Source organism: Achromobacter sp. UMC46 (assembly GCF_014170335.1).
Classification (GTDB): domain Bacteria; phylum Pseudomonadota; class Gammaproteobacteria; order Burkholderiales; family Burkholderiaceae_B; genus Achromobacter.
The window spans coordinates 276,365-297,682 of the sequence record NZ_LZZS01000005.1; the positions used below are offsets into that span (position 1 = coordinate 276,365).

The window sequence follows — 21,318 nt, forward strand, 5'->3', positions numbered from 1 at the left end:
CAAAGTTTGTACAAAGTGAATCACCCGTGATTCAATAGCACCTGATCAAGTTCGAGAACAGAACAGGGGCAGAACATGTCTGACGAGGCGGGGCACGAGAAGTTACTGGTGGCATTGGCCATGGCAATGGTCGACCAGCCGCGGGCCACCTTGCAGGAATTGGCAAAAGCCGTGGGCGTCAGCAAGGCGACGCTGTACCGGTTCTGCCAGACGCGGGACCAATTGGTCCTGCGACTGACGACGCATTGCGCCCATGTGCTGAAGAAGGCGCTGGCGGATTCGCATCTGGACACGGCTGCGCCGCATGAGGCGTTGCGCAACCTGATCAACCAGAATCTGGCGCACAAGGAATTGACGGCCTTCCTGATGTACAACTGGAAGCCCGACAACGAGCAGCAGCCCGACATCATGAACAGCTGGTCGGGCTATCAGGAATCCCTGGACGCCTTCTTCCTGCGGGGGCAGCGTGAAGGCGCCTTCCGCGTCGACATGACGGCGGCGGCATTGACGGAAATGTTGTTCGGCGTGCTGACCAGCCTGGTCGACGCCGAGCGGCGCGGACGCGTGGCGCGGCTGGGCATCGCCTCCGTGGTCGAGCAGATGATGCTGCACGGCATCGCCGCCGAGCCGGCGCGCGCCACAGCCTGAGGCGCGCGCACCGGATCCGCCGATATCGCAGCCCGTTATGCGACCGCGACCGGCCGTCCGTAGAACGGGTAGTTCGGGTCGTTGTAGCCGTGCGCGGACGCATGGCCCGGCGTCACCCAGCCGTCCACGACGGCTTCGTCTTCCGCCGTGACCGTGACGTCCAGCGCCGCGTAGTAGTCGTCCATCTGCGCCAGCGTGCGGGGCCCTGCGATCACGCTCGTGATGACCGGGTTGGCCAGCACCCATGCGGTGGCGAAATGGCCGGGCTGCACGCCCCGCGCCGCGCTGTGCGCCACCAGCTGCTGCGCGATCTGCAGCGACTCTTCGCGGAATTCCGTCGCCAGAATGCGGCGATCGCCGCGCCCGGCGCGGGTGTCGGCGGCCGGCGCCTGGCCCGGCAGGTACTTGCCCGTCAGCACGCCGCGCGCGATGGGGCTGTACGGCACCACGCCCAGGCCGTAGTGCTTGCACGCCGGCAGGATTTCGACCTCTGGCCCGCGGTTCAGCATGTTGTAGTACGGCTGGCACACCACGGGTTGCGGCACGCCCATCTTTTCGCACAGGCGCATGACTTCGGCGATGCGCCAGCCGCGGAAGTTCGACAAGCCGAAGCTGCGCAGCTTGCCCGCGCGGATCAGGTCGCCCAGCGCCCACAGCGCTTCTTCCAGGTTCTCTTCGTGGTAGTCGCGGTGCAGGTACAGGATGTCCATGAAATCCGTGCCCAGGCGCGCCAGGCTTTGCTCCACCCCGCGCATCAGCCACTGGCGCGAATAGTGCGCCAGGTTCGGCCCCTTGCCGACCGGGTTGCCGATTTTGCTGGCCAGCACCCAGTCGTGGCGCTGCCCTTGCAGCAGCTTGCCCACCACCTCTTCCGAACGGCCTTCGTTGTAGACGTCGGCCGTATCGATGAAATTCAAGCCATGGTCGCGCGCCGACGCGACAATGCGCGCCGCCTCGTCGTCAGGCGTCTGTTCTCCGAACATCATGGTGCCCAGGCATAGCGGCGACACGCGCAGGTTGCTGGTTCCCAGTCGGCGGTAGTTCATGGCTTCGTTCCTTGGTCGGTGAGAGGTCAGAATGTTACGCCTGTGGCGCGTCCACCGCTGCAAGGATCTTGCCGAAGAGCGCGTCCGCATGGGCGGAATTCAGCCAGCGCACGATCACCACCATCTTGCGTTCCGGCTCCACCCACGTGAACGAGCTGCCCGCGCCCACGCCGAAGAAGCTGGACGCCGGCACGCTGGGGAACACGCGGCCTTCGTGGTTCAGCCAGATCAGGTAGCCGTAGTACGGCGCGATGGCGCAGGGCGTGCGCATCGCCTGGATCCATTCACGCGACAGGATCTGCTTGCCGTTGGCCTGGCCATTGTTCAGCAGCATCTGGCCGATCAGCGCCTGGTCGCGCGCGCTGATGGACATGCCGCCGCCCCAATGCGACCCCCCCGGAACCGACGGCATGCGCTGGCCGTCGATCTCGACCCAGGCGGTGTCGTAGCCCACCCATTGCCAGTCATCGCTGGCGCCGATCGGGCGCGTGACGGCTTCACGGAACACGTCCGGCAGCGGCTTGCGGAACAGGTGCAGCAACGCGTAGGACAGCTGATTGATGCGAACGTCGTTGTATTCCCAGTACGTGCCGGGGCGCTGCAAGGGGCGCGCGTCGCCCTTCTTGCCATCGGGCGGCACGCCGAACGTGACGGCGCGATAGCGGTCCGCCTGGTCCGACACGCCGAAGCGCTCGCCTTCCCATTCGCTTGTCTGCTGCAGCAGGTGGCGCCAGGTGATGTCGGCGTTCTGGCCGTCGTCGAAACCGATCCCGGGCACCCGCTTGCCGACGGGTTCGTCCACGTCGGGCAACAGGCCGCGGTCGTGCGCCACACCCGCCAGGATCGCCAGATACAGCTTGGCGACGCTGAAGGTCAGGTCGGCGCGGTCGGGCTCGCCCCAGGACGCGACGGTCTTGCCGTCGACCACGACCATGCCCGATACCGGACCCCGGTCATGGATCGGCCCCAACAGGCGGTTCCAGGGCGGCGGATCGTTCAGGTGCACGCCGAAATTGCCCTTGACGCTGCGGTCCCAGGCGGATTCGTGTTCATTGGCGAATTGGATCGCCTGCTGCATAAGCGTATTCATCGTTTCCCTCGTTATTGTGGTGTGTCAGGCCGTGGCGCCCTCGGGCGTCCTGGCCAGGAATTCCATCGCGGCCTGCAAACCGCCAGCGCGATGCGGCACCCCGGCGGCGACCAGGCCCATCTCGACCCCGGCCAGCGTGCCGCACAGGGTCAGGTCGTTGAAGTGGCCCAGGTGGCCGATGCGGAAGACGCGGTCGGTCAGCTTGCCCAGGCCCTGCCCCAACGACATGTCGAAGCGGTCCAGGATGACCTTGCGCAAGGCGTCGGCGCCATGGCCTTCCGGCATCAGCACCGCGGTCAGCGCGGGGCTGTGCGCGGACGGCTCCAGGCTAAGCAGTTCCAGCCCCCAGCCGGCCACGGCCAGACGCGTGGCGCGCGCATGCCGCTCATGCCGCGCGAACACGCGCGGCAGGCCCTCGGCTTGCAGCATGGCCAACGCCTCGTGCAGCCCGTACAGCAGGTTGGTCGACGGCGTATACGGGAAATAGCCGTTGCCGTTGGCGGCCAGCATGTCGCGCCAGTCCCAGTACGCGCGCGGCAGGCGCGCGCTGTCGGCGGCGGCCAGCGCCCGTGCGCTGACGGCGTTGAACGCCAGGCCCGGCGGCAGCATCAGGCCCTTCTGCGACCCGGCCACCGTCACGTCCACGCCCCATTCGTCATGCCGGTAGTCGATGGACCCCAGCGACGAAATCGTGTCCACCATCAGCAGCGCGGGATGCCCCGCGCCGTCGATGGCGGCGCGCACGGCGGCGATGTCACTGGTAACGCCGGTGGACGTTTCGTTATGCACGACGCACACGGCCTTGATGCGGTGCTGCGCGTCTTCGGCCAGGCGCGCGCCGATGACGGCGGCGTCCACCGGATGGCGCCAGTCGCCTTCCACGTAGTCCACCTCCAGCCCCAGGCGCCCGGCAAGCTTCTTCCACAGGCTGGCGAAGTGGCCGGTTTCCACCATCAGCACCCGGTCGCCGGGCGACAGCGTGTTGACCAGCGCCGCTTCCCACGCCCCCGTGCCCGACGACGGGAAGATGACCACGGGGGACTGCGTCTGGAAGACCTGCTTCACCCCGGCCAGCACGGCCAGCCCCAGCGCGCCGAACGCCGGCCCGCGGTGGTCGATGGTGGGCTGGTCGATGGCCCGCAGCACGCGGTCGGGCACATTCGTCGGCCCCGGAATCTGCAGGAAATGCCGGCCGGACGGATGGGAGTTCAGGGTAAGCATGCATCGCCCCACAGTGGAATTTTTTGTATACCAACGGAAGTTGCGCGACAGACGAACGGCGTTCGCCGCGCATGCGGACTTGCGGCATGCGCCACTCTATCCCATTGTTTTTACATCGATAACCTAGGGTATACACCCATGATTGATCCGCTTGCCGCAGGTTTATAGTCTAGAAAAATACGGGGAAAAATTGGTATACCAATGAGCAGCAATCCTAGCCTGATGCCGGATCTGGCCGGGCCGGCGCATGCCGGCCTCCATGATTCCGACGCGACGCCGACCGCCGTGGCGCAGCCCCCGGCGGCGCGCGCCGCCGGCAACGGCCGCACGCTGCCCGGCGCGGTGGCGGGCCAGCTGCGCGAACGCATCATCCAGGGCGAATTCCCGCCCGGCTCCCGCCTGAACGAACGCGCGCTGTGCGAATTGCTCGGGGTCTCGCGCACGCCGATGCGCGAAGCGTTCCGCGTGCTGGCGGCCGAAGGGTTGGTGCAGATCGAACCGAACCGCGGCGCGCAGGTGGTGGCGTTGTCCGTCGCGAACATCCGCGAAGCCTTCGAAGTGATCGGCGGACTGGAAGCCATGTCTTGCCGGCTGGCCTGCGAACGGGCGACGGATGTCGAGATCGCGGAAATCCGCGCGCTGACCTATGAAATGATGGCCAGCCACGCCCGCCACGACCTGCCCACGTACTTCCAGACCAACCGCGAGATCCACGAGCGCATCAGCCTGGCCGCGCACAACACCCTGCTCAAGCAGCTGTACGACGCCCAGAACGCGCGCATCCAGAACCTGCGCTTCGTGTCGAACGAAAACCGCCAGAAATGGGATCTGGCGATGCGCGAGCACATCGAGATGGCCGACGCCCTGGACGCGCGCGACGCGGACCGGCTCGCGGGCATCATGCGCCAGCACTTGCAGCGCAAGTGCGAGGCTGCGCTGAAGAGCCTTCACGCAGGACCGGCCCCCACGGCCGCGCAGCCGTCCGAGTCCGGTTGAAGCGATTCCCGGCGCGCGGACGGCAACGATAAGAACAAGGGTGGCGCGGCCCGGAGCGAGATGATGGATACGCAGTACTTGTAGTGCCTTCCAGAGGAGCCTTCACCATGGCTGATTGTCGCTTCACACCCGTCTCACCCGCCTTGCCCTCCCGCCGCACCCCTGCCCTGCACGCGCTGGCCGCCGCCTTGCTGGCCTGCGCCACGCTTGCCTCTCAGCCCGCGCTTGCCGGCAAGAAGGACGACACCCTGCGCATGGCCTACGACCAGGCGCCGGAAAGCGTGGACCCGTACTTCAACAACGTGCGGATCGGCGTCATCATCGCCGCCAACGTCTGGGACACGCTGCTGTACCGCGACCCCGTCACCAATGAATACAAGGGCCAGTTGGCCAAAAGCTGGAAGCAGGTCGACGACAAGACGATGGAGTTCGAGCTGCGCGAAGGCGTGAAATTCCACAACGGCGAGGAGTTCGATGCGGATTCCGTCGTGTACACGCTGAACTACGCGGCCGACCCCAAGAACAAGGCCGTCACGCAACAGAACGTGGCCTGGATCGACAAGGTCGAGAAGATCGACAAGTACAAGGTGCGCCTGACCACCAAGGAGCCCTTCCCCGGCGCCAAGGAATACCTGTCCACCACCGCCGCCATCCATCCGGCCAAGTACTACCAGGAAGTCGGCCCCAAGGGCATGAACGCCAAACCGGTAGGCTCCGGCCCCTACAAGGTCACCGACTACCAGCCCGGCAAGTCCATCACGCTGGAACGCAACGCCGACTACTTCAAGGATTCGCCCAAGGCGCAGCCGAAGATCGGCCGCGTCGTCATCCGCTTCATCCCCGACCGCCAGACCCAGATGGCCGAAGTGATCTCGGGCGGCGAAGACCTGATCATGAGCGTGCCCAAAGACCAGGCCGAACAGCTGGGCCAGATGCCCAACCTGCAGATGGTCACCGGCAACACGATGCGCATCGTGTTCATGCAGATGAACATCCAGGACGGCACGCCGGCGCCCCAGCTCAAGGACGAGCGCGTGCGCAAAGCGATCATCCACGCGATCGACCGCGACGCCATGCTGAAGAACATCGTGGGCGAAGGCGGCGGGTTGATCAACACCATCTGCACGCCGTCGCAAGTGGGCTGCACGCAGGACGGTGCGCCCACCTACAAGTACGACCCGGCGCTGGCCAAGAAGCTGCTGGCGGACGCCGGCTACGCCAACGGCTTCGACATCGACATCGTGGCCTACCGCGAGCGCAACCAGACCGAAGCCATCATCAACTACCTGCAGGCGGTGGGCATCCGTGCCAAGCTGAACTACCTGCAATACGCCGCCATGCGCGACATGATCCGCGCCAACAAGGCATCGCTGACGCACCAGACCTGGGGGTCCAACCTGGTCAACGACGTCTCGGCGTCCACGCCGGTGTACTTCGCCTTCGGCAACGACGACGTCACGCGCGACGCGCAGGTGCGCGACTTGCTCAACAAGGGCGACCACACGATCGACCCCGCCCCGCGCAAGGCCGCCTACAAGGAAGCGCTGGACCTGATCGCACAGAAGGCCTACGCGGTGCCGCTGTGGACGCTGCCCGCTTACTACGTCGCCACCAAGGACGTGAACTTCAAGCCCTACTCGGATGAGCTCGTGCGCTTCTGGGACATGAGCTGGAAGTGACGCAGGGTTGCGCCGGGTCAGCCTTGCGCCGGCCCGGCGCGGTGAAACGAGAGAGGAAGTCTTATGCTTTATTTCACGATCAGGCGCCTGGGCCTGGCGGCGCTGGTGGCGCTGACCGTTTCGATCCTGGCGTTCCTGCTGCTGCACCTGTCCGGCGACCCGGCCCTGGCCCTGGCGGGCGAAGGCGCGCGCCAGGCGGACATCGACATGATCCGCAAGACCTACGGCCTGGACCGGCCCCTTGTGGTGCAGTACGCCGATTGGCTCTGGCACATCCTGCAAGGCGATTTCGGCACGTCCGTATATTTCAAGACCGAGGCCGGCCCCCTGATCCTGTCCAAGCTCAAGACCACCTTGCTGCTGGGCATGGGCGCGCTGGGGTTCGCGCTGTTGATCTCCGTTCCGCTGGGCGTGCTGGCCGCCTTGTACAAGGGCAGCTTGATCGACCGGGTCTGTCTGGCCATCGCGGTGCTGGGCCAGGCGCTGCCCAACTTCTTCTTCGCGCTGATCCTGATCATGCTGTTCTCGATTTCGCTGCGCATCCTGCCCGTGTCGGGCAGCGGCACGTGGCAGCATTTCGTGATGCCGGCCATCGCGCTGGGCTACTACGTGGCGCCCGCCTTCATGCGGCTGATCCGGGCCGGCATGATCGAAGTACTGGGCGCGGACTACATCCGCACCGCGCGCGCCAAGGGCCTGCCGGCGCGCAAGATCATCTTCAAGCATGCGCTGCGCAACGCCATCGTGCCGGTCGTGGCCCTGGCCGCGGTGCAGCTGGGCTACCTGCTGGGCGGCTCGGTCGTCATCGAAACCATCTACGCGCTGGACGGGCTGGGGTACCTGGCCTATCAAAGCATCACCTACAAGGACTATCCCGTCATGCAGCTGATCGTGCTGCTGCTGTCCGTGCTGTACGTGCTGCTGACGCTGGCCGCCGATATCGCCAACGCGTGGCTGGATCCGCGCATCCGGGTGTCCTGACATGAATACGCCTATCCTCACGCCTACCGCGCCCGGCGCCCCCGCGCCGGCCCCGCTGGAACTGTCCGCCTCTTCCCTGCGATGGCGCCGCCTGCGGCGCAACAAGGCCCTGCTGGCCGGCGGCGGCATCCTGCTCGTCATCGTGCTGATCGCGCTGCTGGCGCCGTGGATCTCTCCGCACGACCCCTACTTCCAGGACCTGGCCTACCGCACCGCGCCGCCCGTCTGGTACGCAAAAGGCACCTGGCTGCATCCGCTGGGCACCGACCAGCTGGGCCGCGACTACCTGTCGCGCCTCTTCTACGGCGCGCGCATTTCGCTCTTGATCGGCATCAGCGTGGCGCTGATTTCCGGGCTGATCGGCACGGCCATGGGCATGGCCGCCGGCTACTTCGGCGGCAAGGTCGACATGGCGGTATCGTTCCTGATCACGACCCGGCTGTCGATGCCCGTCATTCTGGTGGCGCTGGCCACCGTGGCCATCGTCGGCGGGTCGCTGTGGGTGGTGATCCTGGTGCTGGGCCTGCTCAAGTGGGACCGCTACGCCGTCGTCATGCGCAGCGCCACGCAGCAGGTGCGGTCGTTGGAATACGTGGCCGCGGCGCAGGCCGCGGGCGCCTCCACCTGGCGCATCGTCTGGGGCGAAGTCCTGCCCAACGTGGTGCCGCAGCTGATCGTGATCGCCACGCTGGAAGCCGCCAGCGCCATCCTGCTGGAGGCCTCGCTGTCGTTCCTGGGCTTGGGCGTGCAGCCGCCGCTGCCGTCCTGGGGCCTGATGATTTCCGAGGCCAAGGCCTACATGTTCTTCTCGTTCTGGCTGATCGCCATCCCGGGCTCGGCGCTGGCGCTGCTGATCTTCGCGATCAACCTGGCCGGCGACGGGCTGCATCAACTGCTGACGCCTGAAGAGAGGGCCTGACCATGAACGACAACGAAATCGTCCTGGACGTGCAAGGGCTGACCGTCGACATCGCCACGCCGCGCGGGCCCCTGCATGCGGTGCGCGACGTGTCCTTCCAGGTCCGGCGCGGCGAAACGCTGTGCCTGGTGGGCGAATCGGGCTGCGGAAAATCGATGACGTCGCTGGCCATCATGGGCTTGCTGCCCAAGGCCGCCACGCGCAGCACGCGCCGGCTGTCGGTGCTGGGAGAAGACCTGTCCGCCGCGCGCGGCCGCCGCATCAACGCCTTGCGCGGCAGCAAGATGGCGATGATCTTCCAAGAACCGATGACCGCATTGAACCCCGCCTACGCCATCGGCGAACAACTCACCGAGCACTACATCCACCACCGCCATGCCACGAAGCAGCAGGCGCGCGACCGCGCCGTCGAGCTGCTGGAGAAAGTCGGCATCGCGTCCGCCGGGCAGCGGCTGACGCAGTACCCGCACCAGTTGTCGGGCGGACTGCGCCAGCGCGTGATGATCGCGATGGCGCTGATGTGCGGCCCCGAACTGCTCATCGCCGACGAGCCCAGCACCGCGCTGGACGTCACCATCCAGGCGCAGATCCTGCGCCTTCTTGCCGACTTGCAGGCCGAACTGGGCATCGCCATGGTGCTGATCACCCATGACCTGGGCGTGGTGGCGCGCATCGCGCGGCAAGTCGCCGTGATGTATGCGGGCCAGATCGTCGAGGAAGGCCCGGTCGAAAGCATCTTCGCCACGCCGCGCCATCCCTACACGCAGGGGCTGCTGGCCTGTATCCCCGTTCCCGGCCGCACGCCGCCCGGCGAATCGCTGGGCACCATCCCCGGCGTCGTGCCATCGCTGGTGGGCGACCTGCGCGGCTGCGCCTTCGCCGACCGCTGCCGTTACGCAGAAGCGCAGTGCCGCGACACGATCCCCGTCTACGGCCACCCGCCCGAACAGCAATGGCGCTGCATCCGCCAAGAAGAAGGAGTTCCGGCATGAGCGCGCTCTTGCAAGCCGATGCCGTCAGCCGGCAGTTTTCGATCCGCGCGGGCATGTTCAAACCGCGCAGCACGCTGCACGCCGTCAATGGCGTGGACCTGGCGGTCGAGCGTGGCGCGGTGCTGGGCATCGTGGGCGAATCGGGCTGCGGCAAATCCACGCTGGCGCGCATGCTGCTTGGCTTGACGCCCCCCACCGAAGGCGCCATCAAGCTGGACGGCCAGGACATCCGGCAAATGGACCGCCGCGCGCTCGCCCGCCGCGTGCAGCCGATCTTCCAGGACCCGTACTCGTCCTTGAATCCGCGCCGGTCCATCGCCTCGATCGTGTCGCTGCCGCTGGAAGTGCACGGCATCCCCAACCCCAAGCTGCACAAGGCCATCGAGATGCTGGAGCGCGTGGGATTGCCGGCGCGCCTGGCGCACAACACGCCGGGCCAATTGTCCGGCGGGCAGCGGCAACGCGTGGCCATCGCCCGCGCGCTGGTCATGCACCCCGAGATCGTCATCTGCGACGAGCCCACCTCCGCGCTGGACGTCTCGGTGCAGGCGCAGATCATGAACCTGCTGATGGACCTGCGGCGCGAATTCAACCTGACCTATGTCTTCATCAGCCACAACCTGGCGGTGGTGGAGCACATCGCCACCCACGTCGCGGTGATGTATCTGGGACGCGTGGTGGAATCCTCGCCCACGACGCAGCTGTTCCACGACCCGCGCCATCCCTACACGCAGGCGCTGCTGGCCTCGGTGCTGACGCCGGAGCCGGGCCTGGGCATCCCCGACATGGGGCTGGGGCTGACGTTCCCCGACCCGCTGAATCCGCCGCCGGGCTGCCCCTTCCATCCGCGCTGCCAGTATGCGATGGCGCAATGCAAGACCGACCGGCCGGCGCTGGCGCTGCGCGACGAATCCGTAGTGGCCTGCCACCTGTACCCGACTTCTTCCTCTCATCCCGACGGAGCCCGACCATCATGACCCGTGAGCAAGCCATCGCCCAAGCGGAACACTGTTTTGATTCGGGCGCCTTCCGCGCGCTGCTGGCGCGCCGGCTGGCGCTGCCGACGGAAAGCCAGAACCCGGAGCGCGCGGCCGTGCTGGCTGACTACCTGGAATCCGAGATCCGCCCCGCGTTCGAGGCCCTGGGATTCACCTGCCGCACGTTGACCCACCCCAAGGCGCTGGCGCCCTTCCTGTATGCCGAGCGCATCGAAGACCCCGCCTTGCCCACCGTGTTGGGCTATGGGCACGGCGACGTCATCCGCGGCCTGGAAAAGGAATGGAAGGACGGCCTGTCGCCCTGGGCGCTGACCGAAGCCGAAGGCCGCTGGTACGGCCGCGGCATCGCCGACAACAAGGGCCAGCACACCATCAATATGGAGGCCTTGCGGCTGGTGCTGGAAACGCGCGGCAAGCTCGGCTTCAACGCCAAGTACCTGATTGAAATGGGCGAAGAGACCGGCTCGATGGGCCTGCGAGAGTTGTGCGCCGAGCATCGCGACATGCTGGCGGCCGACCTGCTGATCGCGTCCGACGGCCCGCGCCTGGCCGCCAAACGCCCGACGATCTTCCTGGGCGCGCGCGGCAGCCTGAACTTCGACCTGAGCATCGAGGCGCGCGCCGGCGGCCACCATTCCGGCAACTGGGGCGGCCTGATCTCCAACCCGGGCATCCAGCTGGCGCACGCCATCGCCAGCCTCGTCTCGCCCACCGGGCAGATCCGCATACCGGAATGGGTGCCGGCCGAACTGCCGGCCGCCGTGCGCCGCGCGCTGGCCGATTGCCAGGTGGACGGCGGCGCGGACGGGCCGGAGATCGAACCGGAATGGGGCGAACCCGGCCTGTCGCCGGCCGAACGCGTGTTCGGCTGGTGTTCCTTCGAGGTGCTGGCCTACAAAACCGGCAATCCGGAAACCCCCGTCAACGCCATTCCGCCGCGCGCCTGGGCCCGCTGCCAGCTGCGCTTCGTGGTGGGCGTGAACCCCGACGACCTGATTCCGGCGCTGCGCCGGCACCTGGACCGCCAGGGTTTCCCGATGGTCAAGATCGCGCTCACGCGCGAATCCATGTTCTGCGCGACCCGCATCGATCCCGACGACGCCTGGGTGCAATGGGCAGTGGATTCGCTGGAACGCACGTCCGGTGAAAAGACCGCCTTGCTACCTAACCTGGGCGGGTCGCTGCCCAACGACATCTTCACCGATGTGCTGGGCCTGCGCACGATCTGGGTGCCGCACTCGTATCCCGGCTGCTCGCAGCACGCGCCCAATGAACACCTGCCGCCGGAACTGCTGCGCCAGGCGTTGGGGTTGATGACGGGTCTGTACTGGGATCTGGGCGCGGGCGGCACACCCGCCCTGGCGCGCTAAGGCCGTTCCGGCGCCCGCAGGAAATCAATGAAGCGCCGGACCTTCGCGCTGACGTGGCGGGTGCCCGGGTAGACCGCGAACACCGGCTGCGGCGGCAATGCATACGAAGGCAGCACCTGCTGCAAGACACCCTGCGCCAGCGGCGCGTCCAGCAGCCAGTCGGGCAACGCGGCTACTCCGCAGCCCGCTTCGGCGAACGCCAGCAGCGCCGACGCCGTGTCCGCATGCGCAACGGGCGCCACGCGCAGCGCGTGCTCGCGCCCCTTGCTGTCGGACAGGCGCCAATGGTCGCTGCGCCCGGGCCGGTTCGCCAGCCAGGGCATGGCGGCCAAGGCCTGCGGCGTGCGCGGCGCGCCATGCGCCGCCAGCAAGGCCGGGCTGGCCACCATCAACAGTTTGAACTCGCCGATCGGCGTGGCGCGATAGCTTGAGTCGGCCAAGGCGCCCACGCGGATCGCCAGATCCAGCCGGTCGCCGATCAGGTCGGCGTGCGCCGAACTGGCCTGATAGCTGACCCGCAACGCCGGATGCCGGCGCGCGAACGCCGCCAGCGCGGGCGCGACGATCCGGTTGCCGTAATCCACGGTGGCGGTCACGCGCAGGCTGCCCGACAGGGTGTCCTGCCCGGACCGCGCCTGGTCCACGGCCGCTTCGGCCTCGCGCAGCAGCCGCGCGCATTCCGCATAGAAGCCTTCGCCCGCTCCGGTCAGCGCCAGCCGCCGGGTACTGCGGGTCAGCAGCGCGACACCCAGCTCTTGCTCCAGCTGCTTGATGTTGACGCTGACCACCGCCTTGGTGACGCCCAGCGTATCGGCCGCCGCCGTGAACGAGCCGGCTTCGACCACCGCCACGAACATCGACAGGCGATTCAGGTTGATCACGGCGCCCCTCTCATTGTCAAAAAAACACGAACAGTATATCTATCCACCGGGTCTTTTTTCAGCACGATCCGGCCCCTAGAATGGCGCTCCTTACTGCCTTTGAAGCCCGCCATGACAGACTTTTCCTCCACCAGCCTGCGCCTGACCCTGGACGCCCACGCGCTGATCGAGCAATGGATCGGCCAGCCTGACGCGCCCGACGGCGTGCTGGCGGAGCTGCTGTCCGGCTTCGCACCCGGCTTCACCATGATCACGACCGATGGTCAGCGCCTGACGGGCGACGCGCTGCCGGCCTTGTTCGCTGGCCTGCGCGGCGCGCGCCCAGGCCTGAAGATCGACATCGACGAGATGGCGGTGCGGCATGCGGATGCGGCCTCGGTGCTGCTGAGCTACCGCGAACGGCACGTCTGGCACGATGGCGCGACCCAGCGGCGCGCGACCGTCCTGTTCACGGCCGCCGCCGATGGCCGGCCGCTCTGGGCGCATCTGCACGAAACCTGGGCCTGAGGCTGGCTGCGGTGTCAGCCAGGCCGGCCATATCCCCTGCGGCTATATGCAAGCGGCGAATAAATCGTTGGCGCAGGCGGCGCGAATCTTTAGAGTCCAACGCCGTCCCGTCGCGCCAGCATTCCGCTGACGCGCGCTACCGATACGAGCCGTCTTCATGCCCTTCCCCTTCATGCCCTTCCGACGCCTGGCGATACGCCGCGGCACCCTGCTTGCCCTGACGCTGGCCATTGCCGGCATCGGCGCGGCCCATGCCGAACAACGCGTCGTCCGCATCGTCGTCCCCTACGGCACCGGCGCCGTCCAGGACACCATCGCCCGCGCCATCGGCGACGAACTGGGCCAGGCGCTGAACGCCTCCATCGTCGTGGAGAATCGCGCCGGCGCGGGCGGAACCGTGGGCACGTCGCAAGTCGCGCGCGCCGCGCCGGACGGCAACACCCTGGTGCTGGCCGCCGCCAGCCATCACATCGCCGGCTACCTGTACAAGAACCTCAGCTACGATCCCTATAAGGACTTCACGGGCGTGGCCTACCTGGGCGACACCGGCTACATCATCCTGGCGTCCGCCGGCTTGAACGTGAAGAACACCGCGGAATTCATCCAGGCCGTCAAAGCCAAACCCGGCGCGTACGACTACGCCTCGGCCGGCAACGGCAGCGCGTCCCACCTGGGCATGGCGTGGTTCCTGACCGCCGCCGGCGCGCAGATGCAGCACATTCCGATGAAGTCCACGGGCGACGCCGTCACGGAACTGCTGGCCGGTCGCGTCCAGGCCGTCACCGCCGCCACCATCGGCGTAACCGCCTACCGCCAGGACCCCCGCGTAACCTTCCTGGCCTATACGGGCAAAACGCGCTCGCGCTTCGCACCCGACCTGCCCACCGTCGCCGAAAGCGGCTTGCCAGGCTATGCCTTCGACTCCTGGCTGGGCCTGCTGGCGCCCGCCGGGCTGCCGGCGGCCGAGCGCGGCAAGATCAACGCGGCGGTGAACAAGGTGCTGGCCGACCCCAAGGTGCAGGCGCGCCTGGCATCGCTGGGCGTCGAAGCCAGTGCCAAGACCCCCGAACAATTCCAGGAACTGCTGAAGGCGGACTGGGAGGCGGCCGGCAAGCTGGTGGCGGCTTCCGGGGCGCGGGTCGAATAACCCGGCGGCCCGTCCCGAGCGGCCAAAAAAAAGCCTCCGGCTAGGAGGCTTGGCGGGGCGGCTGCCGGTCGGGGCGCCGGTCCGGGTCGGGGTCCCGCATGCCGTCCAGCAGCAAGTCGGTGATGAATTCCGCCAATGCCTGCTGCTGCGCGGCGTCGGGCATCTGGCGCGTGAAGCGTTCGATGATGCCCATCAGCGACTGCGCGAACCAATCGGCCGGGATCGCCGCCCGGAACAGGCCCGCCTGCTGCTCGGCGCGGACGTTGTCGGCGATCATCGCCACCAGTTCGTCCTTCAGCGCTTCCGCCGCCGCCACCTGGAAGAAGCCGATGCGGGTCAAATTGGGATCTTCCTGCAAGATGGCCAGCAGGCCTCGGACGCCGCGGCGGATGCGGTCCGCCAGCTGCGACCCTTCCAGATCGGCAGGCAGGCGCGCCTGGCTGATGGCCTGCCGCAAGCGCTGCGCGAACATGCCCACCAGTTCATCGTAGGCGGCTTGCTTGCTTGAGAAGTATTGATAGAAGACAGGCTGGGTCACACCGGCGCGGGCTACGATGTCGCTGATCCGCGTTTGCTGGAATCCGCGCTCGGCGAACTCCGCCGCGGCAACCTCCAGAAGCTGTAACCGTGTGCGTTCACCTTTCGTGAGACGCTTGTTTTGCGATGAAGAAGTGGGTCGTGCCGTAATCATCGCGAGAAGGTACTACCGTTCATGGCTTTTCGCCACTATTTCGCCAGCCCGTCCGCCAGCCCCCTATCACGGCCGTTACGCTTGTTGCGGTGGGCCCTGCCCGCCGCGCTGGCCACCGGGGCCGTCGGCTGCGTGCCCTACCCCGTCTACAAGACTCTGCAACCGGCAGCCAGCGCCACTGTGCTGGACGCGCAATCGCAGCCGCTTGAGAACGCGCGCGTGGTCCTGATATCCAGCGCTTATCCCTATGGCCGGGAACGTTCGCGCCACGAAATTCCGACCGCCCTCAACGGGGTCGCGCGCTTTAGCGTCCAATCGGAATGGCGGGTGGAATCACTGATGCTGCATGGCGCGGAACTCTATTTCTGGAACTGGTGCATCGAGAAGGCCGGTTACGAGACTTACGAAACCTTCAACAATGCATCGTCGCAATTTGACGACAAACTGGTCGTGCGATTGGCGCCGGGCGAGTCGCGTTCCTGCAACATCCGTTGAAGCGAGTTGAAATGCCCGTAGCTTTTGCAACAACTTTTAGGGCACGCGCAGCAGTAAAGTAACGCTATCGCCTTGTGCCCAGGCAATGTGCCGGCACAAGGCGGATAGGAGCAAGATCATGAAACGGTTTACAGGCCGGATGCTTGTCGTGGCGCTGGCGCTTGCCGTGGCAGGCGCGCCCGCGATGGCGGGTGGGCGCGGCGGTTGGGGCGGCGGCTACGGTGGCGGCCACGGCTATGGCGGCGGCAGTTACCACGGCGGTTATTACGGCGGGAACGGATACCACCATCACGGCGGCGGCGGCAGCAGCTCGGCGGGATGGTGGGTAGGCGGCGCCTTCGCGCTGGCGGCGGTGGGACTGCTGCTGGCGGCGGACTCGGGCCCGACCTACGCGCAAACGGGCGTCTACGCGGCACCCGGGGTGGTCTACACGAGCCCTCCCGTATACGCCGCGCCGGTCTACGACGCGCCGCCGGTCTATGCCGCGCCCCCCGTCGCCTATGCGCAGCCGCAGCCTCAATACGCGCCGGTGCAGTACGACGCCGCGCCCAAGGTCAATCAGGCGCAGGCGAATGCCACCACCGATTGCCAGCGCTGGGCCATGAACCAAAGCGGCTATGACCCGGCCACCATCTCGCAATGGACCACGCAAGTCATGGTGGATTCCTACAATCATGCGGTGGATTCCTGCATGAACAGCCGCGGCTACCGCGCCAATTGACGCCGCAACCCCGGATATTCCCCATTGCCCCGACGCGCCGGCCTGCACACACTGCATGCCGGCGCGCCGCATTGGACGGCCGTCAAATCGCTTGGCCATGGCGCCGGGCATCAAGGGGAAAAGCCATGCTCGTCTTCAAGCGGTTCGCCGGCCTTTGCGCCGTCAGCGCGCTCTGCGCCGCCTCGTTCGCCGTCCACGCCCAGAGCGAGGCCAAGGCGCAAGCGCTGACCATCGTGGTGCCTTACGGTGCCGGCGGCATCGTCGACAACACTGCGCGCGCCTTCGCCCAGAAGCTGGCTGCCGAACTCGGGCGGCCCGTCGTCGTGGAAAATCGCGGCGGCGCAGGCGGGATGATTGGCATGAACACCGTGGCTCGCGCGCACGACGGGAACACCCTGGGCTTTACCGCCGTCAGCCCGGTAACGCTGTCGCCCCATGTGATGAAGACGCTGTACGACCCGTTGAAAGACCTGGCGCCGGTGGCGGCCGTGATGTATTCGCCGGTGTACCTGGTGGGCGGCCCGAAGTTCACGGGCAAGGATTTCAAGGACATGCTGGCCCAGGCCAAGGCGGACCCCGACGGGCTGTCACTGGCGACCGCGGGCGTCGGGTCGCTGGGGCATCTGATGCTGGAGCAGATCAATGGCCAGGCCAAGGTGCGCATCACCCATGTGCCGTACAAAGGCATGGCGCAGATGGTGCCGGACGCGCTCGGCGGCCAGTTCACGCTGATGCTGGTCAACGCCTCGGCCCCCGTCAACACGCTGATCGACGAGGGCAAGCTCAAACTGCTGGCCGTAGGGTCGCCGGCGCGCTTGCCTGGACGGCCAGACGCGCCGACGTTTGCCGAGCTTGGCTATCCCATGGCCAACATGACGTCCACCTTCGGCTTCTTCGCGCCGGGCACGTCCAGCGCCGATTTCCGCCAGCGCATGAACACGGTGATCAACAAGGTGGCCGCCATGCCCGACATCAGCAAACCGCTGACGGACGCGTTGAACATCATGTCGCCCGGCAGCGTCGACCAGTTCGCGGATCAGGTGCGCCGGGAATACGCCGACAACGGCAAGATCGTCAAAGCGGCGAACATTCGCGCCGAATGATCCGCAGGTTTGATCCACCGGTTTGGTCCACCGGTCGCCAGGGCGGATCAGCGCCGCCAGCCGCGCCAGGCGGATAGCAGCCCGGCGGCCAGCAGCACGGTCGCCGGCAACACCCAGACAAAACCGGACGACGTATAGACCACCTGGTCGACCGGATCGTAGTAGCGGCCCAGTTCGTTGAACTCCCACTTCAGGTAGAACGCGTACCAAGCGTAGTAGAAGAACGCGGACAGCAACAGCAACAGTGCGGCGGCGATGCGCGCCGGCCAACGGCGCGCGCGGGCTCGGCCTGCACTAATCCACATGCCGCGCCTCGCATTCGGCCAGACAGGCCTCGGCCTCGGCCCATTGCTTTTCGCTGAAGACCCGCAAGCCTGCCCGGGTCAGCAGTTCCGCCGTCACTCCTGCCCCTGGCTGGCGGCGGCCCGCGAAATGGCCGTCATAGACATAACCGCTGCCGCAAGACGGGCTGCCTTCTTTCAGCACCGCGACGCGGATGCCGCGCTCCCGCGCAGCGGCCAGCGCCGCCTGCGCGCCCTGCACGAACGGCAGCGTAACGTCTTCGCCCGTCACCGCCACGACCCGCGCGCCGGCATCCAGCACGGCGGCGGCCTGCCGGCCGGGTTCGATTTCCGCAGGCGGCCGGGGAATCGGCATTCCACCTGCCACTTCCGGACAGACCGGCACGACGCGGCCTTCGGCCTGCCAACGGGCCAGCACGGCGTCGCCATTGGGCACGCCGCGCCCGTCGTAGCGCACGGGGTTGCCCAACAGGCAGGAACTGATCAATACATATTGCATGGAGAATCCGGCAGGCAGGACGCTAGGATGCAGACCGCCAGGGCGGTGCAGGTCCGAAACGAGGCATCATAGACCACCAGGCCCGTCCGCTTCCTGCACCCAGGCACGCAATCCCGCATCCCTGATCTGCAAGATCTCGAACAGGCCCAGCGCGCGCAGCGCCGGCAGCGCGTCCTGGATATCCCTTCGGGCCGCCGCGACCGTTTGCGGCGCGGCGGCGGCGTCCAGGCACACCCGTGCGTTCGCCAGGAAGGCGCCCACCGTTCCCTTGCGCACGGCGACGCCGTTGAAGTTACCTTGATCCATGCCATCCGGCAAAACGTCTTGTGCTTGCATCTGTCGCTCCTGACTGTGTCGAATACAAGCGCTACGATAGGCGTTCCCGCCTGGCAATTCTGCGGCGTTTCTGACTATCAATACGGTGATTCAGCCACATGGAACCGTCGCCTCCCGCTTCGCCCTTGATTGCGCCCGAGCGCGCCCGGTCGCAGCGCGGCCCCCGGCTGATCGCCATCCGCCGCGTGGACGGCGCGTTGCGCGACACCGCCATGCATCGGCATGCGCGCGGGCAGCTGCTGGGCGCCTATCAGGGGTTGTTGACCGTCTATGCGGGCGATTTGCAATGGGTGGTGCCCCCCTTCCATGCGGTCTGGATTCCGCCCGGCCTGCCGCACGGCCTGCGCTCACACGGCCCGTATGCCGGGTACAGCGCCTACCTGAGCCCGGCTGCCTGCGCCAGCCTGCCTGCGTCGGCCAGCCTGCTGCGCGCCTCCGCATTGCTGGTGGCCGCCGTGGACCGCGCCGCGACGTGGGAAGACGGCGCGCCCGACACCGCGCGCCGGCACATCGAAGCCTTGATCCGCGAAGAAATCCGTACCTTGCCGCTAGCCGGCGCGGCGCTGCTGCTGCCACGCGATACGCGGCTGCGGCGCCTGGCGTTGGCGCTATCGGACGCCCCTTCCGACACGCGTCAACTGGACGCGTGGGCCGGCACGATCGGCATGGCGCCGCGCACGCTGGCGCGCCGCTTCCTGGCGGAAACGGGCGTGACCCTGGGCGCATGGCGCCAGCATGCCCGGTTGATGCGGGCACAGGAAATGCTGGCCGCGGGCGCACCGGTCACTACCGTGGCCCTCGAATTGGGCTACGACAACGTCAGCGCGTTCATCGCCATGTTCAAGCGGGAGTTGGGCGTCACGCCGGGCCGCTACCGCAGCCCGGCTGAACCGACTTAGCCTCAGGACTCCGAGGCAGCCGTCTTGCGGGACCGGGGCGTGCGGGTCGCAGTCTTGCTGGCCGTCTTGCTGGCGGTTTTGCCCGCCGTCTTGGCCGGTGCCTTGCTGGCAGGCTTGGCGGCGCCATCGGCGGCCGCTTCCGCTACCTTGGCCACGTCCGTCTTGGTAGCCGTCTTGGTGGCTGTGCGGCTACGCGAAGGGGCACGCTTGACGGCCGGGCTGGCCGGCGCCTCTTCAACCTGCTGCCTGGCAGGTGCGCCGGCGAATGGGTCCGACACCTTGGCAGGCACCTTGCTGGCCGGTTCGCGGCGGGTATCCGCGGCGGGTTCGGCAAAGGTCCATTCGGCGATGTCCACGGCAGGCAGCGGCTGGCGCGCCTGGGGCAACGGCGTGGGCATCGGCGGAAGCCGCGAGGCCTGGACCGGCTTGGGCGCCTGCGCGCGGGCCAGCGCATCCGCACGCATGGCCTCCAGCTTGGCGGCTTCTTGCGCCAGTTCCTTGGCGGTTTCCCGATCGGCTTCTGCCTGTTTGTTGGCTTCTGCCTGTTTGTTGGCTTCTGCCTGTTTGTTGGCTTCTGCTTGTTTATTGGCCTGAACCGAGGCCTCGGACGGCACGGCGGGCGTCACGGCTGCGGCGACCGGTGCCGCACCCTGCTCCGCTGGCGCAGCGGCGGACGGGGCGGCAATGGCGGCTTCGGAACCGGCCTGCTCGGCATGCTGGCTGGCGCCCCGGCCGGACTTGCGGCCACCGCGCGACCTGCGGGAAGGACGGGGATTGGCTTCCTCTTGCACCGCGCCGGCTTGCACCGCGCCGGCTTGCGCGTCGTCAGCGTCGACCTCGGCGTCGGTCTCTGCCGGCGCCGCCTGGCGATGTTGCGCGGAACGGGATCCGCGGTTGCCGCCCGAGCGGTTCTCGGTCGGCGCGCTTTCGCCGCTGTCGGCGCTATCGGCGCTGTCGCGATACACATAGGTACCGGACTTCTCCTCGCGGCCCACTTCCAGGAAGCCGCGCGACTGCGCCTCGTCCAGCAAGTTGCCGAAGGCGCGGAAGCCGTAGTACGACTCGTTGAAATCCGGTTTGCGGCGCTTGAGCGCATCTTTCAGGGCAGACGCCCAGATCTTGCCGCTGTCGCCGCGTTCGGCCATCAGCGCCTCGAACGTCTCGACGACCATTTCCACGGCCTGGGTCTTGCGGGCGTCGAGCTCTTCCTTGCGGCGGCGCTCTTCGTCCGGCGTCCGGCGCTGGCCGGCGCTAGCGCCGCCCCGGTTGTCGCGCCGCGCGTCGGCAGTGCGCTGGCCTTCGCGTGCCAGGTCGTCATAAAAGATGAATTCGTCGCAGTTGGCGATCAGCAGGTCGGAAGTGGATTGCTTCACACCCACGCCGATCACTTTCTTGTTGTTTTCGCGCAGCTTGGACACCAGCGGCGAAAAATCGGAATCGCCGCTGATGATGACGAACGTGTTGACGTGCGACTTGGTATAGCAAAAATCCAGCGCGTCCACGACCAGCCGGATGTCGGCCGAATTCTTGCCCGACTGGCGCACGTGCGGAATCTCGATCAGTTCGAAATTGGCCTCGTGCATGGGGGCCTTGAATTCCTTGTAGCGTTCCCAGTCGCAATAGGCCTTCTTGACGACGATGCTGCCCTTGAGCAGCAGGCGCTCCAGCACGGGCCGGATGTCGAACTTCTGGTACTTGGTGTCGCGCACACCCAGCGCTACGTTCTCGAAGTCGCAGAAAAGCGCCATGCTGACGTTTTCGTTGGGGGTATTCATGTGGTTCTCCAATGCCGTGGCG

23 protein-coding genes are annotated in these 21,318 nt (G+C 67.1%); 14 read left to right on the forward strand and 9 right to left on the reverse strand.

Annotated elements, in window-relative coordinates:
• Positions 1-75: 75 nt before the first annotated feature.
• The gene (locus A9973_RS08995; protein ID WP_183013422.1) at positions 76-648 is read left to right on the forward strand and encodes a TetR/AcrR family transcriptional regulator; all 573 of its coding nucleotides are present in this window, start codon (positions 76-78) and stop codon (positions 646-648) included.
• Positions 649-683: 35 nt separating this feature from the next.
• Here A9973_RS08995 and A9973_RS09000 read toward each other — a convergent pair whose 3' ends face one another.
• Genes A9973_RS09000 through A9973_RS09010 form a run of 3 tightly spaced genes read right to left on the reverse strand, consistent with a single transcriptional unit; the run spans position 684 to position 4,005 of the window.
• The gene (locus A9973_RS09000; protein WP_183013423.1) at positions 684-1,694 is read right to left on the reverse strand and encodes an aldo/keto reductase; all 1,011 of its coding nucleotides are present in this window, start codon (positions 1,692-1,694) and stop codon (positions 684-686) included.
• Between the two features lie 34 nt (positions 1,695-1,728).
• The gene (locus A9973_RS09005; RefSeq protein WP_183013424.1) at positions 1,729-2,784 is read right to left on the reverse strand and encodes a serine hydrolase; all 1,056 of its coding nucleotides are present in this window, start codon (positions 2,782-2,784) and stop codon (positions 1,729-1,731) included.
• 24 nt (positions 2,785-2,808) lie between these two features.
• The gene (locus tag A9973_RS09010) at positions 2,809-4,005 is read right to left on the reverse strand and encodes an alanine--glyoxylate aminotransferase family protein (protein WP_183013425.1); all 1,197 of its coding nucleotides are present in this window, start codon (positions 4,003-4,005) and stop codon (positions 2,809-2,811) included.
• Positions 4,006-4,206: 201 nt separating this feature from the next.
• Between A9973_RS09010 and A9973_RS09015 the strand changes: the two genes are divergently transcribed.
• From A9973_RS09015 to A9973_RS09045, 7 genes are all read left to right on the forward strand, one after another.
• Positions 4,207-5,001 carry a GntR family transcriptional regulator gene (locus A9973_RS09015; RefSeq protein ID WP_255469094.1) on the forward strand — a complete coding sequence of 265 codons (795 nt, stop codon included), beginning with the start codon at positions 4,207-4,209 and terminating at the stop codon, positions 4,999-5,001.
• 107 nt (positions 5,002-5,108) lie between these two features.
• Entirely contained in the window at positions 5,109-6,680 is a 1,572-nt protein-coding gene (locus tag A9973_RS09020) for an ABC transporter substrate-binding protein (RefSeq protein WP_183013426.1), read from the forward strand.
• A 63-nt stretch (positions 6,681-6,743) separates the two neighbouring features.
• Complete coding sequence (locus A9973_RS09025) at positions 6,744-7,661, forward strand: ABC transporter permease (protein WP_175172561.1); 918 nt, start codon at positions 6,744-6,746, stop codon at positions 7,659-7,661.
• A 1-nt stretch (position 7,662) separates the two neighbouring features.
• Positions 7,663-8,580 carry an ABC transporter permease gene (locus A9973_RS09030; RefSeq protein WP_183013427.1) on the forward strand — a complete coding sequence of 306 codons (918 nt, stop codon included), beginning with the start codon at positions 7,663-7,665 and terminating at the stop codon, positions 8,578-8,580.
• 2 nt (positions 8,581-8,582) lie between these two features.
• Entirely contained in the window at positions 8,583-9,572 is a 990-nt protein-coding gene (locus A9973_RS09035; protein ID WP_183013428.1) for an ABC transporter ATP-binding protein, read from the forward strand.
• Positions 9,569-10,549 carry an ABC transporter ATP-binding protein gene (locus A9973_RS09040; protein ID WP_183013429.1) on the forward strand — a complete coding sequence of 327 codons (981 nt, stop codon included), beginning with the start codon at positions 9,569-9,571 and terminating at the stop codon, positions 10,547-10,549. The genes A9973_RS09035 and A9973_RS09040 overlap by 4 nt, the downstream gene beginning before the upstream one ends.
• The gene (locus A9973_RS09045; protein ID WP_183013430.1) at positions 10,546-11,940 is read left to right on the forward strand and encodes a M20 family metallopeptidase; all 1,395 of its coding nucleotides are present in this window, start codon (positions 10,546-10,548) and stop codon (positions 11,938-11,940) included. The genes A9973_RS09040 and A9973_RS09045 overlap by 4 nt, the downstream gene beginning before the upstream one ends.
• Here A9973_RS09045 and A9973_RS09050 read toward each other — a convergent pair.
• Positions 11,937-12,821, reverse strand: a complete 885-nt coding sequence (locus tag A9973_RS09050) for a LysR family transcriptional regulator (RefSeq protein WP_183013431.1) — start codon at positions 12,819-12,821, stop codon at positions 11,937-11,939. The genes A9973_RS09045 and A9973_RS09050 overlap by 4 nt on opposite strands.
• A gap of 111 nt (positions 12,822-12,932) precedes the next feature.
• Here A9973_RS09050 and A9973_RS09055 point away from each other — a divergent pair, with 111 nt between their 5' ends.
• Both A9973_RS09055 and A9973_RS09060 read left to right on the forward strand, forming a co-directional pair.
• Positions 12,933-13,328 carry a hypothetical protein gene (locus tag A9973_RS09055; RefSeq protein WP_183013432.1) on the forward strand — a complete coding sequence of 132 codons (396 nt, stop codon included), beginning with the start codon at positions 12,933-12,935 and terminating at the stop codon, positions 13,326-13,328.
• A 157-nt stretch (positions 13,329-13,485) separates the two neighbouring features.
• On the forward strand, positions 13,486-14,475 hold the full coding sequence (locus A9973_RS09060) for a tripartite tricarboxylate transporter substrate binding protein (RefSeq protein WP_255469095.1): 990 nt from the start codon (positions 13,486-13,488) through the stop codon (positions 14,473-14,475).
• 40 nt (positions 14,476-14,515) lie between these two features.
• Here the strand turns inward: A9973_RS09060 and A9973_RS09065 are convergent, their stop codons facing one another.
• The gene (locus A9973_RS09065) at positions 14,516-15,091 is read right to left on the reverse strand and encodes a TetR/AcrR family transcriptional regulator (protein WP_255469111.1); all 576 of its coding nucleotides are present in this window, start codon (positions 15,089-15,091) and stop codon (positions 14,516-14,518) included.
• A 96-nt stretch (positions 15,092-15,187) separates the two neighbouring features.
• On the opposite strand from A9973_RS09065, the gene A9973_RS09070 reads away from it, so the two are divergent.
• From A9973_RS09070 to A9973_RS09080, 3 genes are all read left to right on the forward strand, one after another.
• The gene (locus A9973_RS09070; RefSeq protein ID WP_255469096.1) at positions 15,188-15,661 is read left to right on the forward strand and encodes a carboxypeptidase regulatory-like domain-containing protein; all 474 of its coding nucleotides are present in this window, start codon (positions 15,188-15,190) and stop codon (positions 15,659-15,661) included.
• A 118-nt stretch (positions 15,662-15,779) separates the two neighbouring features.
• Positions 15,780-16,382, forward strand: coding sequence for a hypothetical protein (locus A9973_RS09075; protein ID WP_183013434.1), 603 nt, complete (start codon positions 15,780-15,782; stop codon positions 16,380-16,382).
• A 125-nt stretch (positions 16,383-16,507) separates the two neighbouring features.
• A complete protein-coding gene (locus tag A9973_RS09080; protein WP_183013435.1) occupies positions 16,508-17,485 on the forward strand; it encodes a tripartite tricarboxylate transporter substrate binding protein in 978 nt (325 codons plus the stop codon).
• A 47-nt stretch (positions 17,486-17,532) separates the two neighbouring features.
• On the opposite strand, the gene A9973_RS09085 is transcribed toward A9973_RS09080, so the two are convergent.
• The 3 genes from A9973_RS09085 to A9973_RS09095 form a co-directional block, all read right to left on the reverse strand.
• Positions 17,533-17,790: a hypothetical protein gene (locus tag A9973_RS09085; protein ID WP_183013436.1), complete on the reverse strand. Its 258-nt coding sequence runs from the start codon at positions 17,788-17,790 to the stop codon at positions 17,533-17,535.
• The gene (locus A9973_RS09090; protein ID WP_183013437.1) at positions 17,780-18,286 is read right to left on the reverse strand and encodes a DUF523 domain-containing protein; all 507 of its coding nucleotides are present in this window, start codon (positions 18,284-18,286) and stop codon (positions 17,780-17,782) included. The genes A9973_RS09085 and A9973_RS09090 overlap by 11 nt, the downstream gene beginning before the upstream one ends.
• A gap of 66 nt (positions 18,287-18,352) precedes the next feature.
• Complete coding sequence (locus A9973_RS09095; protein WP_183013438.1) at positions 18,353-18,622, reverse strand: hypothetical protein; 270 nt, start codon at positions 18,620-18,622, stop codon at positions 18,353-18,355.
• A 98-nt stretch (positions 18,623-18,720) separates the two neighbouring features.
• Between A9973_RS09095 and A9973_RS09100 the strand changes: the two genes are divergently transcribed.
• Entirely contained in the window at positions 18,721-19,521 is an 801-nt protein-coding gene (locus A9973_RS09100; RefSeq protein WP_183013439.1) for a helix-turn-helix transcriptional regulator, read from the forward strand.
• Between the two features lie 2 nt (positions 19,522-19,523).
• On the opposite strand, the gene A9973_RS09105 is transcribed toward A9973_RS09100, so the two are convergent.
• A complete protein-coding gene (locus A9973_RS09105) occupies positions 19,524-21,296 on the reverse strand; it encodes an NYN domain-containing protein (protein WP_183013440.1) in 1,773 nt (590 codons plus the stop codon).
• Positions 21,297-21,318: the final 22 nt, after the last annotated feature.

Bases quoted from the DNA above. Each gene is read 5' to 3' on its own strand.
- A9973_RS08995 (WP_183013422.1), top strand. From the start codon at position 76: ATGTCTGACGAGGCGGGGCACGAGAAGTTACTGGTGGCATTGGCCATG.
- A9973_RS09000 (WP_183013423.1), bottom strand. From the start codon at position 1,694: ATGAACTACCGCCGACTGGGAACCAGCAACCTGCGCGTGTCGCCGCTA.
- A9973_RS09005 (WP_183013424.1), bottom strand. From the start codon at position 2,784: ATGAATACGCTTATGCAGCAGGCGATCCAATTCGCCAATGAACACGAA.
- A9973_RS09010 (WP_183013425.1), bottom strand. From the start codon at position 4,005: ATGCTTACCCTGAACTCCCATCCGTCCGGCCGGCATTTCCTGCAGATT.
- A9973_RS09015 (WP_255469094.1), top strand. From the start codon at position 4,207: ATGAGCAGCAATCCTAGCCTGATGCCGGATCTGGCCGGGCCGGCGCAT.
- A9973_RS09020 (WP_183013426.1), top strand. From the start codon at position 5,109: ATGGCTGATTGTCGCTTCACACCCGTCTCACCCGCCTTGCCCTCCCGC.
- A9973_RS09025 (WP_175172561.1), top strand. From the start codon at position 6,744: ATGCTTTATTTCACGATCAGGCGCCTGGGCCTGGCGGCGCTGGTGGCG.
- A9973_RS09030 (WP_183013427.1), top strand. From the start codon at position 7,663: ATGAATACGCCTATCCTCACGCCTACCGCGCCCGGCGCCCCCGCGCCG.
- A9973_RS09035 (WP_183013428.1), top strand. From the start codon at position 8,583: ATGAACGACAACGAAATCGTCCTGGACGTGCAAGGGCTGACCGTCGAC.
- A9973_RS09040 (WP_183013429.1), top strand. From the start codon at position 9,569: ATGAGCGCGCTCTTGCAAGCCGATGCCGTCAGCCGGCAGTTTTCGATC.
- A9973_RS09045 (WP_183013430.1), top strand. From the start codon at position 10,546: ATGACCCGTGAGCAAGCCATCGCCCAAGCGGAACACTGTTTTGATTCG.
- A9973_RS09055 (WP_183013432.1), top strand. From the start codon at position 12,933: ATGACAGACTTTTCCTCCACCAGCCTGCGCCTGACCCTGGACGCCCAC.
- A9973_RS09060 (WP_255469095.1), top strand. From the start codon at position 13,486: ATGCCCTTCCCCTTCATGCCCTTCCGACGCCTGGCGATACGCCGCGGC.
- A9973_RS09070 (WP_255469096.1), top strand. From the start codon at position 15,188: ATGGCTTTTCGCCACTATTTCGCCAGCCCGTCCGCCAGCCCCCTATCA.
- A9973_RS09075 (WP_183013434.1), top strand. From the start codon at position 15,780: ATGAAACGGTTTACAGGCCGGATGCTTGTCGTGGCGCTGGCGCTTGCC.
- A9973_RS09080 (WP_183013435.1), top strand. From the start codon at position 16,508: ATGCTCGTCTTCAAGCGGTTCGCCGGCCTTTGCGCCGTCAGCGCGCTC.
- A9973_RS09085 (WP_183013436.1), bottom strand. From the start codon at position 17,790: ATGTGGATTAGTGCAGGCCGAGCCCGCGCGCGCCGTTGGCCGGCGCGC.
- A9973_RS09090 (WP_183013437.1), bottom strand. From the start codon at position 18,286: ATGCAATATGTATTGATCAGTTCCTGCCTGTTGGGCAACCCCGTGCGC.
- A9973_RS09095 (WP_183013438.1), bottom strand. From the start codon at position 18,622: ATGCAAGCACAAGACGTTTTGCCGGATGGCATGGATCAAGGTAACTTC.
- A9973_RS09100 (WP_183013439.1), top strand. From the start codon at position 18,721: ATGGAACCGTCGCCTCCCGCTTCGCCCTTGATTGCGCCCGAGCGCGCC.
- A9973_RS09105 (WP_183013440.1), bottom strand. From the start codon at position 21,296: ATGAATACCCCCAACGAAAACGTCAGCATGGCGCTTTTCTGCGACTTC.